Genomic DNA, 13063 nt, shown 5'->3' on the forward strand with positions numbered 1-13063 from the left:
TTTTTTCACTGAGATTCACAGAGAAAAGGAGATTTAGGAGCTAAAAAAACTCTGTGTAAATGCTCTGTGAATCTCTGTGTAAAATTAAAACACAAAAGTACTCAACAATTTCAATACTTCCGAGATTTCTTTTTCAGAATTGTAGGAATGTAAACAAAAACGAAGTCGTTCTTGACCTTCTGGAACGGTTGGCGAAAGAATGGCTTTTACATCAAATCCGTTTGCTTGTAATTGATTGGCGATTGATTTTACCTTTTCGTTTCCTGGAATTATAGCACATTGAATAGCTGATTTACTATAAACAAACATTGGCTTCAAACCCATTTGCAATTTCTCTTGATTGAAAAATTGAATGTTGTTTTTAAGTTTTTGAATCTCTTCTTTTTCAGATTTTAAATACTGATAAGCAATCAAAATTGTGGCAACTGAATGCGGAGAAAGTCCAGTTGTGTAAATAAAACTTCGTGCAAAATTGACTAAATACGATTTCAATTCTTGACTGCCTAAAATGGCTGCGCCGTGACAACCTAATCCTTTTCCGAAAGTCATAATTCTTGCAAAAACTTTATCTTGCAATCCTTGATATTGAATTAAACCTTCGCCTGAATTTCCGAAAACGCCTAGTGCATGTGCTTCGTCAATGACCAAATAGCAATTGTATTTTTCGCATAGAGTTACTAGTTCTTCTGCATTTGGAGCATCACCATCCATGGAAAAAACCGATTCGGTAACGATATACACTTCAATAAGTTCAGTTTGACAACGTTTAATAATAGTTTCTAAATCATCAAAATCATTATGCTTAAATTTATAAGATTTTGCATTACTCATCTGGATTCCATCTCGAATTGATGCATGACATAATTCGTCGTAAAGAATGATATCATTGCGTTGTGGAACCGAACTAAAGAAACCCAAATTAGCATCGTAACCCGAATTGAAAATTAATGCGGTTTCTGATTGATGGAAATTGGCAATAAAATCTTCTGTCTTTTGATATAAATTGTGGTTTCCTGAAATTAATCGAGAACCTGTAGCGCCGTTTATTTTGATGTTATTCTCTAAAAGAAAATCATGTGTTTGATTGAAAATTTCCTCAGAATTTGCAAAACCTAAATAATCATTGGAAGCAAAATCGATTAAATTATTAGAAACTGGCAATTTTCGCAAGGCATTGTTTTGCTCGCGTAATTGCAGTTTTTGGATTAATGATTTTGGGAAGTTTTTCATGATTTAGTTTTGTCAATCCATTTGAAATTACCTTTTTCGGTTGCGTCTAATAAATCTATATTTAATTTATTAGAGAATAATAAACCAAAACTCATTGCTTCATTAATGTTTTCATAATTATAAACGTTGAAATGTTTATTTTTGCCGTACCATAAATTAACTTCGATAAAATCACTATTCGGATTTTTAAAAACAGAAACATATTTTAACTCAGGAACTTCTGAGTGGTAATTAACCTTAATGTTTCCAACAGAAAACTGTGTTTTTAATTTTTGCTTTTCAGTATTAATAAAAATAGTCTTGTAAACTGAAAAGTGTAAACCTCCTAAAAATGCATAAATTGATAATGAAAAAAAACTAACGTTTCCTTTAATTACTTTAGTGTTCGCTTCATGCAAACCCATTAGATAAAATTTATAAAACCCATAAAAAAGGAAAAAAAAAGATAAAGTAAATAATAATGATGCTATAATTATTTGCCAAAAAGGTCTTTTACCTTGACTAACGACTATTTCTTTTTTATCTAAATCCATTCTCCAAAAATAAAAAAAGCCAAACAAAAATGCTTGGCTTTCTTACTTTATTTTAAATTGTCTTAGTCGGCTAAAACAATTACTTTATTATCTTTCATTTCAATAGTTCCTGAAGAGATTTCAAGAGTGTAGTTTTGATCGTTTACTTTTGTAAATTTATCTTCTACTTCTTTTTCAAATTTAAAGCTTGTTGCAGTAACTTTTACTGTTCCTTGTTTTAAAATAGAAACTATTGGAGCGTGATTGTTCAATATTTGAAATGAACCATCTACACCTGGCAAAGAAACCGAAGTAACTTCTCCTTTAAATAATGTAGCTTCTGGTGATACTATTTCTAAAATCATAATTATTTAGTGTTCAGTGTTCAGTGCTCAGTGTTCAGACTGAATACTGAACACTGATTACTGATTACTATTTTTTATGCTTCTGCTAACATTTTTTGTCCTGCTTCGATAGCGTCTTCGATTGTTCCTTTAAGGTTGAAAGCTGCTTCTGGCAAGTGGTCTAATTCACCATCAATAATCATGTTGAATCCTTTGATAGTATCTTTAATATCAACCAAAACTCCAGGAATACCTGTAAATTGCTCTGCAACGTGGAATGGTTGAGACAAGAAACGTTGAACTCTACGAGCTCTTGATACCGATAATTTATCTTCTTCTGACAACTCTTCCATACCAAGGATAGCGATGATATCTTGAAGTTGTTTGTATTTTTGAAGAATTTCTTTTACTCTTTGAGCACAGTTATAGTGATCATCACCTAAAATAAGTGGAGTTAAGATACGAGATGTTGAATCTAGTGGGTCTACCGCTGGATAAATACCAAGCTCAGCAATTTTACGAGACAATACTGTTGTTGCATCTAAGTGAGCAAACGTTGTTGCTGGTGCCGGGTCAGTTAAGTCATCCGCAGGAACGTAAACCGCTTGTACCGATGTAATAGAACCTTTTTTAGTAGATGTAATTCTTTCTTGCATCGCACCCATTTCTGTTGCTAAAGTTGGTTGGTAACCTACCGCAGATGGCATACGTCCTAAAAGTGCTGATACCTCTGAACCTGCTTGTGTAAAACGGAAGATGTTATCGACGAAGAAAAGTACGTCTTTACCTTGGTCTGAACCTGCTCCATCACGGAAATATTCTGCGATAGACAATCCTGATAAAGCAACACGTGCTCTAGCTCCAGGTGGCTCATTCATTTGTCCGAAAACGAAAGTTGCTTTTGAATCTCTCATTCCTGGTTTATCAACTTTAGTTAAATCCCAACCTCCATTTTCCATAGAGTGCATGAAATCGTCACCATATTTTATAATTCCAGACTCTAACATCTCACGAAGTAAGTCGTTTCCTTCACGAGTTCTTTCACCTACTCCTGCGAATACAGAAAGACCACCGTGACCTTTTGCAATATTGTTAATCAACTCCTGAATTAATACTGTTTTACCAACTCCAGCACCACCGAACAATCCAATTTTACCTCCTTTTGCATAAGGCTCGATAAGATCGATTACTTTGATACCTGTAAATAAAACTTCAGAAGATGTAGATAAATCTTCAAATCTTGGTGCTTGACGGTGAATTGACATACCGTTTTCACCTGTTTTTGGTAAATTTCCTAAACCATCAATTGCATCACCAATTACGTTGAACAAACGTCCGTAAACATCTGCACCGATTGGCATTTGAATTGGATTTCCAGTAGAAACTACATCTGTACCTCTACTTAAACCATCTGTAGAATCCATAGAGATAGTACGAACAGTATCTTCTCCAATATGAGATTGTACTTCAAGTACTAATAAAGTACCATCTTTTTTAGTGATTTCTAATGAATCGTAAATTTTTGGTAATTCAGCATCTTTAGTGTTGAATACTACGTCAACTACTGGTCCGATGATTTGAGAAACTTTTCCTATTGCTTTTGACATTGCTTATGTATTTATTTAATAGCGTTTTAGAAATGAAAAAATGATGTCTTTTTTCAGAGTGCAAAGATAATTTTTCTAAATAGAAAATCAATAGCAAAATGCTATTTTTTTATGCATTTTTTGATTTTTTTTCTATTTGAAGATTGAATCATAGAGAAATCAATATTCAATAAACAAAAAAACCACCAACCGAAGTTGATGGTTTTAATCTAATTTGAATTCAAATTAAAAATTTGCAGGATTTGGAGGGAATAAAATTCTATATTTTCCTAAATCTACATTTTTAAAGTTTGAACCGTATTTTGCATTTATTGCTTCTAAAAATTTGTTTGCAATTAAAGCATATCCTCTTGGACTTGGGTGAACACCATCTAATGAGAATGCACCACCCGTTACATAGGTTGATGTTACCGTAAATCCGTTAGCAGAAATTCCAGCCGTAGTAACTAATTGATCCATTATAGCTTTTGCATCAACAAAAGCTAAATTATTTGTTGTTGCCGCATTTTGAATAACAGCATTGTATGAGTCTGTAGCCGTTTTAATTTCGGCAACTTCTGAAGGCAACAAAACATATCTATCTGGCAGAGGAAAAGTAATACCTAATTGTCCTAAAGTTGGTGTTGGTGAAGCAATTCCGTCAGCAGCAACAGTTGGCGTTTGACCAATTCTTGAAGAAGCGCTTAAGCAAATTAAATCCGTCGGTAAAGTTTGTCTTGCTCTACCAAAAACTTGTCCAAATAAAGCTCCTTGGGCACTAGCTTGGGCAGCTGGAACACCTTGTAAAATTAAACCTTGAGTAATAACTTGTGCTAACGGCGTAGTTAAATCTGTAAGATTTTCATCAACCATAAGCATTGGATTGTTTCCTGTAGTTGATAAAAGATTAATTCTATTTCCTTCTCCCAAAAAGGTAAGTGCATTTTTTAAAGGACCATATAATTGTGTATTCAAATTATTAACTTGATTAACTCCGCCAACTGTTAGATTTGCTTGTGTTAATTGATTATGTTTTATTACATAAAAATAAGGTAATGTTGTTACATATGGTAGATTAGCAATTACGCCTTTTCTTCCTCCTGCAGTTAATTGGGTTACTAAAGTATTATATGAACTTTCAAAAGTTGCTGGAGGTGTTAAAGGATTAACACTTGCATCCCCACCAGCTGTAGCATATCCTAATTCATCATTTCCGCCAATCCATAAAGAAAAGAACGTTGGTGATTGAGCAATTGCATCTGCAATAACTGTTGTGCCAGCATTCGTTGCAAAACGAGCAAAGTATGGATTTCCAGCAGCACTTCCATAACCAGGAGCTAGCAAATGAAAACTTTTTGCTCCAGGAATCCCCATATTATTATAAGTTGAACCTAAAGATGCAAAAGTTGTCGAAGATGTTTGATTGTAAGGAGGCAAAGCAACAGAAGATGGTGTAGGAGAACCTCCAGGTGTTGTTGGTGGTGCTAAATATAATCTCGGCGTGTAAATAGTACTTCCTAAAAAACCACCAACATTATCCGCCATAAAGGGTGTTGTAAAAGCACCACCACCAGCTAAAGCAAATTGTTGAGCTAAAATATTAGGATATGCTCCTTTTTGACCTTCAATAAATAAAGCACCATCAGAAAATCCTGCAGCAAATGAATCACCAAGAGCCACATATTTTGAAAAATTTGCTGAACCAGAAGTTAATGGTAATCCGTCTGATGTATTGTTTACTACTGTTTCATCATCATTATTACAAGCTATAAAGGTTAACGAAACCAAGAATAGCCATTTGAAATTTTTTATCATAATCTTATAGTATTATAAATTTTATTAAAAATAAATTATGGAGTTATTGTCCAAGAAGCAAAATATTGTTGACCTATTAATCCCGCTCCAAGAACTTGTCGGTATTCTTGACCACCAATATTTGCAGCACCAAGTTTAATTATAGATTTTAATTTTGGAATACTATAATTGATTTGCGCATCAATAACTGTTGCAGCATCAATCATACCATCAGCAAATGTAGATTCCCATTTGTACTCATCGTTCCATCTTGCGCTTAAATTGAAACCAAAATTTTTGAATAATTTATCATTACTAATAGAACCTTTAACTCTGTGTTTAGGTGTATTGAAACTAGCTTCAAAACTTGGGTCTAGAGATTGATCAAAATCGAATTGTGCATAGTTATAGTTTGCACTGATTTCAAAATTTCTAGGCAATTTGTATGCAAGACCTGCTCCGAAACCTATCGATTTAATTTCGATATTAGTATTTGTATAAAGTTGGAAGGCTCTTGTATTTCCAGTCGATATTGCATCTACAGATTGAACTCCAGCGTTTGTTGGCCCTAATAAAAGATTTGGTGCGTCTTGAGCTGTACCATATGTTGGAGCAACAACTGTTATATTTCCAATAAAGTCATTGTAGATGTTATAGTATCCATTTAAATCATAAGATAACTTTTGAACTTGTCCTCTGTATCCTAATTCAAATGCTTTAACAGTTTCTGGTTTAACAAGTCCAACATTTGTTTTCCTTAATAAACCTGCAGCAGCCACTGGGTTAGTTCCTGCTAATGCAGCAAATTGTTGAACTGAAGCAGCTGTATATGAGTTATAGTATGCATTATTACCATTAATAGTAGTTGAAGTACCTCCTACTACAGCTTGACCTAATGGAGAAGTTACTGGTAAAGTTTCAGAATATCTTATTAAGTTATCTGGTGCAGAACCAAGTAAAACAGCATTACCAACATTAAAACCAATATATTGATCTTGAGTAGTAGGATTACGGAAACCTGTTTGGAATGAACCTCTAAAAGTATGTGCTTTTTGAGCACCAGCTGAATATACAGCAGAAATTCTTGGAGAGAAATTACCATCAAAGTTTTTAGCTTTATCATAACGAATAGAACCTGTTAACTTCAATCTATCATCCATTAATTTCTTTTGAATTTGAGTATATGCTCCGTATTCGTTATAGTTAATTTGACTTGTGTAATCTGTGTAGATTCTTCCGAAAGAATTTAGTTCATATAATCTAAATGAACCTCCAACTTGAATTTCAGCAAATTTTATTAAGTCTTTGAAGTTGTAATTTGCATCTGAATGATACATATAAGAGTTGTCAACTAATTTTGAACCTGTAAGTACATTTGGATCAGCAATTACTCTATTGAAAGCATTTTTGAAAGCATCTGTACCAAGAACTAATCTACCTGTATCAGCAGTATTTCTTGCAATAGCATGTGCTTGAGCTGGCGTCGCTCCACCTAATAAAGTCGATTGAATGTAGGCTCCAGCGTATTCTCCAAACCACTGATTGTCAGATTTCCATTGTCTATTGATATTTAATCCTGTAAACAACATGTCATAAGAATTTCCACCATCTTCAGTTGTGAAATAACCTCTAACGAAGAAATTTTTACCTTTCAACTCTAGTTTGTGTTGTTGCATAAAGAATCCGTTCAAATAATATCTATTGGCTCCTTGATAAACAGTATTACCAAAACCAAATTTACTTTGCCAAATAATTTCTGTGTCATTTGCCCAAGGCTTGAAATGTAACGAGAAATCAATTTTAGCATTTTGTACTTTATTATCTGTTAAATCAACTTCATTATAACCTGTTCTACTAACATTGTAGTTAGGTAAAACTGATGCTTGAGCCGGTGAAATAACTCCCAACCCTACAAGTGCGTTACCTACACCTCTTAGATTAGTAGAAGCCTCATCACCATAAACATTCATACCATTATAATTATGGAAGCTTCTGTCTAATCCTACATTGTTTACTAAATCTTTGTCTCTGTAATCTGTAGCAAACCAATCTGTTCCATTCATAAATGTGAAATTGGCTTTGGCAGCAAAATGTTTAGTAAAAGCATGTGCAACTCTAACTCCATAATCATAATACAAATTGTTACCAGCAGCCACTTGACTTGTCATACCGTATTTTGCATATGCTGTTACTCCTTGCTTATCAAAAGGACTTTGACTGGTCATGAATAAAATACCATTAAAAGCATTTGCTCCATATAATGCAGAAGATGCTCCAGGAAGTAACTCAACACTTTGAACATCAATTTCAGAAATACCAATAAGGTTTCCTAGAACAAAGTTTAATAATGGTGAAGAGTTATCCATACCATCAACTAATTGCATAAATCTTGTGTTAGCTACAGTAGCAAAACCTCTTGTGTTGATAGACTTAAATGACATACTACTTGTATTCATTTGAACCTCTTTTAGATTTTCAAGACCGTCATAGAAAGAAGGCGAAGCCGTTTTCTTGATGTCTTTAATGGTCATCCTTTCAATTGTAACTGGAGATTCTTTAATTCTCTCAGGAGCTCTAGAAGCTGCAACTACAATTTCATCTAATTGTGTGTCTTGATTTTCCAATTTTACTTCAACTTTTTGGGATGCTGAAGTAACTTCAATTTTTTGAGTTGCAAATCCAATACTTGATACCTCAATTGTAAAAGGTGGTTTTTTTGTGACTTTGACAATAAACTTACCGTCTCCATCTGTAACAGTTCCTGATGGCTCGCCAACAACTTTAACGTTTGCGCCAGGAATTGGTTCGTTTTTACTGTCTTTTACCGAACCTGAAATTGTGCTTTGAGCAAATGAAATGCTGCAAAAAAACAACGTCAAAATAAAATAATAAATCTTCATTAGGTTTGATTTTTGTTGGTTTAAGTAGCCAAAATACAAATAATTTTTATATTATTAAAAAAAGTAAAGATTATTTTAATAATTGTCATTTTTTTTAACTCTTTTCGATTAATCCGCAATCAAAAATCTTTATGCTTTTATTAACTTATTGTGAATATTACTAAAAAAATAGTATGCGCACATAGTAAAGAGCCTTCTTTTTTAAATTAATCATAAAAATGTTAAAACAAAAAAGCGAGAAAAATATTTTTCTCGCTTTTTAATCAAATTCATATTTTATTTATTCAACCGTTACCGATTTTGCTAAATTTCTAGGTTGATCAACATTACATCCTCTTAATACCGCAATGTGATAAGAAAGAAGTTGTAATGGAATTGTAGTTAAAAGCGGTGAAAGTGCATCTGAAGTTTCAGGAATTTCAATTACATGGTCTGCTAGACCTTTTACTTGAACGTCACCTTTAGTAACAATGGCAATAATTTTACCACTTCTTGACTTGATTTCCTGAATATTACTTACCACTTTATCGTAATGTCCTTGCTTAGGAGCAATTACAACTACTGGCATTTTTTCGTCAATTAATGCAATCGGTCCGTGTTTCATTTCTGCAGCCGGATAGCCTTCTGCGTGAATATAAGAAATCTCTTTTAACTTTAAAGCTCCTTCTAAAGCAACTGGAAAATTATATCCTCTACCTAAGTATAAACAATTTGGAGCATCTTTATATATAGAAGCAATTTCTTTAGCAATTTCATTTGTAGAAGACAAGGCTTCAGCTACCTTTTCTGGAATCACTTCTAATTCTTGTAAATATCTATGGAAGTCAGAATTTGACATCGTTCCTTTAGCTTTTGCAAGTCGTAAGGCAATCATTGTTAAAACTGTAATTTGTGTCGTAAATGCTTTTGTTGATGCAACACCAATTTCAGGTCCAGCATGAGTATAAGCACCTGCGTGAGTCTCTCTAGATATTGAAGATCCAACAACGTTACAAACACCAAAAACAAATGCGCCTTTTTCTTTTGCTAATTTGATTGCTGCTAAAGTATCGGCAGTTTCTCCAGATTGTGAAATTGCAATAATCACATCTTTACTTGTAATAATTGGATTTCTATATCTAAATTCTGAGGCATATTCTACTTCTACTGGAATTCTTGCAAATTCTTCAATAACATATTCAGCAACTAAACCTGCATGCCATGAAGTTCCACAAGCAATAATTATTATTCTATCGGCATGAAGAAATTTTTCGATATTATCTTCAACACCTGCCATTTGAATTAATCCGCTATTTGCGTGAAGTCTTCCTCTATAAGTGTCTTTAATTACATTTGGTTGCTCGTAAATTTCTTTAAGCATAAAGTGATCGTAACCACCTTTTTCTATTTGCTCTAAGTTCATTTGCAGTTCTTGAACATAAGGATCTACCAAAGAGTCGTCTTTAATTTTTCTTATTTTCAATGGTTTGTGCAAACGTACAATAGCCATTTCTTCATCTTCTAAATAGATTGCATTAGAAGTATATTCAATAAAAGGTGATGCATCAGAAGCTATAAAAAATTCATCCTCACCAACTCCAATTGCCAATGGACTACCTAATCTTGCAACAACCATTTCATCTGGTTTTTTCTTATCAAAAACACAAATTGCATAAGCTCCGACAACTTGATTTAAAGCAATTTGAACTGCTTTTCCAAGTTTTAGATTGTCTTTTTTCTGAACATCTTCTATCAAATTTATCAATACCTCAGTATCAGTATCCGATTTGAAAGTATATCCTCTTTTTATTAATTCCTTCTTTAATGGTTCATAGTTTTCTATAATCCCATTGTGAATTATTGCTAAGTCTCCAGAATTTGATAAATGTGGATGTGAATTTACATCGTTAGGAACACCATGTGTTGCCCAACGTGTGTGTCCCATACCTATAGTTCCATTAGTTGTAATTTCTTTGGATGATTTTTCTTCTAAATCGGAAACTTTTCCTTTTGTTTTAGAAACTTTTAAATCTGTTCCGTCATAAAGCATAACACCAGCACTATCATAGCCACGGTATTCTAATCGCTTTAATCCTTTTATAACAATAGGATATGCTTCACGATATCCAATATAACCTACAATTCCACACATATTATTATAGTTATTTAGTTAGTCAGGTTTGGTATAATAAACTTCTAATTTTAATCTTTGATTACTAGGAACGCTTGGATTTGATCCAAATAAAATGGTTCCTAATGGATTTACAACAGACATAGCTGGAACAAACTTTGTTGTAACAGAACCATTGTTGAATGGTGTAAACAAGTTAACATTCGAAGGATTATTGATTGATTCTGTAACCACTAATCCTAGTTTTACATTAGTAGAATCTTTCAAAATTAAATTTCTAATATGATTAGTAATCCTAATTTTATAAGTAGTTCCTCTTTTACTTGGGTCTTTTTGAATAATTCCACTATAAATAAACTTATTGTATTTTGATGAATTAGCTGTAGTTAAATCTGCAAAATAGTCTATCAATGGTCTTTTGTTATTCAAATCATATAAATAAATTCTGTTTGGCTCTGGAGCAGCAAAACCAAAAGAATTTATCAAAGCATCTTTATCAATAGTAAAAGTTAAATTAGCTTCATTGACTAACCAATTATTATCTTTAATATCTTGTAATTTTGCAGCTCCTGCTGTTCCTGCAAATAAATCAATGACTGTCATTGAACCACCCATCCCTTTAAGATATAATTTATCGTCACCAACAGTTGTATTTGGTGAAGTTACAGGGTTTGACCAATCGCTAGTAATTAAGTTTACTGTATTGCCGCCTAATTTAATATCTAATGTTCTTCTAACTAATGCGTTATCTGCATCAGATTTATTGTCTCTGTAAATAATTCTTATGTATCCATTTGCAAAGTTTAATTTTGCTAAAGAACCTTGATTTGGTGAAGTAGTTGCATTATTTACTTTAAAATATAGTCCTCTGAAGTAGTTAACAAAAGCATTGTTGTTAAACAAAACTCCTGTTGGAGCATTGAATATTTTTTGTCTAAAAAATTCTTTATTTAAACTAAGTAACATTCCTGGAGCTAGACGTTCTTTAAGAGCAACAGTTGGTTTACCAATATTTTTATACAATTTAATTTGCTTATTACTAAACTTAAACTTGCTGTTTTGGGAATTATCTGGTGTTGCCGTACTATCTTGTATATTTCTATTATCTGTATTTAAAGGAGCTGACAAATCTAATGTAGCCTCTATTTCGTTTTCCTGATTGTTATAATAATGTTGCGGCTCTTGAAAACCTGTAGCAGGATCGTTATCTCTTAAATAATATTTAGACTCATAAACTTTAAGGTCTATTTCTTTATCCCCAAAAATAGAATCTTGACTTAGTTTATAAGTTGTATCACCTGAAGTTGCATCAGTGCTTTCAACAGAACTAAAGTAAGGCACATAAAGATATACTGAATCGATAATAATATTTGAGGCAGTTCTGTAAAATTTTGGACTATTGGTAACTAACTGAACCTGTGAAACAAAATTTGCTGTAGTTTTTCCAAAAACAGGATTGGTATAAGTGCCCAAAGAATTTATAGGTAGATTACTTGATCTGTATACACCAATATTTTGATTGTAGGCTACAACATCTATTGCTTCTTTGTTTAAACTGTAGTTTTCATTGCCTACAATTTCGGAACCCAATTCATTAAAATCCTTATCGCAAGACGCGAAAAAAAGAATTGATAATCCGATAATAAATGTTTTGAATAAGAAATTAAATTTCATGTTTTGTAAATTATATTATAGCATCTTTTTGTAAAAAGAAGTGTACGCTTCTGCGAATCCTTCTTTGGGAGCGAAAGGTAAAAAAGGTTTGCCTGAAGATTCTATAAATTTTGTTAAACTTGGCGAAAGATTTTCAGAAGCAATAATTACTGCGTCTGAGTGCATTACAGAAGCTTTTATAAGATTTTCATAATTTGGCGTTTCCAAATCAGCAACCGCTTCTTCTGGAACACCATCAAATTTAATCTTATTAATCATTTCTAAATCTAAATTTCCATCAAAGGATTGGCTATAAACTGAACTTACAATCTTAGTTTCAGAAAATAATGCTTCGTCTTTGTAAAAATGTTTCATATAAACAGGAAGCATTGAAGCCATCCATCCATGAACATGAATAATATCTGGAACCCAATTTAATTTCTTAACGGTTTCTACAACGCCTTTCGCAAAGAAAATAGCACGTTCGTCATTATCTGGATATAAAACACCATCTTCATCAGAAAAGGTAGCTTTTCTTTTGAAATATTCGTCATTATCTATAAAATAAACTTGAATTCGTTCTTTAGGTATTGATGCTACTTTGATAATCAAAGGCATGTCGACATCATTTACAACTAAATTCATTCCAGATAGACGAATTACTTCGTGCAATTGGTGTCTTCTTTCATTTATATTTCCATATCTAGGCATGAAAATTCTGATTTGTCCGCCTTGATCATTAATCATTTTTGGCACGTCATATGACATTAGAGAAACTTCATTCTCTGCTAAATAAGGCACCACTTCAGATGATACATATAATATCCTCTTATCTTCCATTATGTTATGTATGTATTTATTGGCAATAAAAAACATGCAAAATTACAAAAATTTATGCAGATAATTACTAAAGTAGTAAGTTTGTACCCTATTT

Annotated in this window: 9 protein-coding genes; all 9 read right to left on the reverse strand. The window is 32.7% G+C overall.

Translation table 11 applies throughout. From position 1 onward, the window contains the following. Positions 1-84: 84 nt before the first annotated feature. Positions 85-1230 (reverse strand): aminotransferase class I/II-fold pyridoxal phosphate-dependent enzyme, encoded by a 1146-nt coding sequence (locus ACIQ06_RS02055; protein ID WP_396143563.1) that lies wholly within the window; start codon positions 1228-1230, stop codon positions 85-87. Next, positions 1227-1763 (reverse strand): hypothetical protein, encoded by a 537-nt coding sequence (locus ACIQ06_RS02060; protein WP_396143565.1) that lies wholly within the window; start codon positions 1761-1763, stop codon positions 1227-1229. Before ACIQ06_RS02060 ends, ACIQ06_RS02055 begins: the two co-directional genes overlap by 4 nt. Before the next feature lie 62 nt (positions 1764-1825). After that, positions 1826-2107 carry a F0F1 ATP synthase subunit epsilon gene (locus ACIQ06_RS02065; RefSeq protein WP_298307422.1) on the reverse strand — a complete coding sequence of 94 codons (282 nt, stop codon included), beginning with the start codon at positions 2105-2107 and terminating at the stop codon, positions 1826-1828. A 74-nt stretch (positions 2108-2181) separates the two neighbouring features. Continuing rightward, positions 2182-3693, reverse strand: coding sequence for a F0F1 ATP synthase subunit beta (atpD, locus tag ACIQ06_RS02070; protein WP_396143567.1), 1512 nt, complete (start codon positions 3691-3693; stop codon positions 2182-2184). 225 nt (positions 3694-3918) lie between these two features. After that, positions 3919-5487 (reverse strand): SGNH/GDSL hydrolase family protein, encoded by a 1569-nt coding sequence (locus ACIQ06_RS02075; protein ID WP_396143569.1) that lies wholly within the window; start codon positions 5485-5487, stop codon positions 3919-3921. Between the two features lie 35 nt (positions 5488-5522). Beyond that, the gene (locus tag ACIQ06_RS02080) at positions 5523-8366 is read right to left on the reverse strand and encodes a TonB-dependent receptor (RefSeq protein WP_396143571.1); all 2844 of its coding nucleotides are present in this window, start codon (positions 8364-8366) and stop codon (positions 5523-5525) included. 280 nt (positions 8367-8646) lie between these two features. Further along, the gene (gene glmS / locus ACIQ06_RS02085) at positions 8647-10497 is read right to left on the reverse strand and encodes a glutamine--fructose-6-phosphate transaminase (isomerizing) (protein ID WP_396143573.1); all 1851 of its coding nucleotides are present in this window, start codon (positions 10495-10497) and stop codon (positions 8647-8649) included. A gap of 18 nt (positions 10498-10515) precedes the next feature. Then, on the reverse strand, positions 10516-12150 hold the full coding sequence (locus tag ACIQ06_RS02090; protein WP_396143575.1) for a DUF4270 domain-containing protein: 1635 nt from the start codon (positions 12148-12150) through the stop codon (positions 10516-10518). Between the two features lie 15 nt (positions 12151-12165). Then, the gene (locus ACIQ06_RS02095) at positions 12166-12969 is read right to left on the reverse strand and encodes a glycogen/starch synthase (RefSeq protein ID WP_344815971.1); all 804 of its coding nucleotides are present in this window, start codon (positions 12967-12969) and stop codon (positions 12166-12168) included. Positions 12970-13063: the final 94 nt, after the last annotated feature.

This window comes from Flavobacterium sp., assembly GCF_044341265.1.
In the GTDB taxonomy this organism is placed as follows: Bacteria; Bacteroidota; Bacteroidia; order Flavobacteriales; family Flavobacteriaceae; genus Flavobacterium.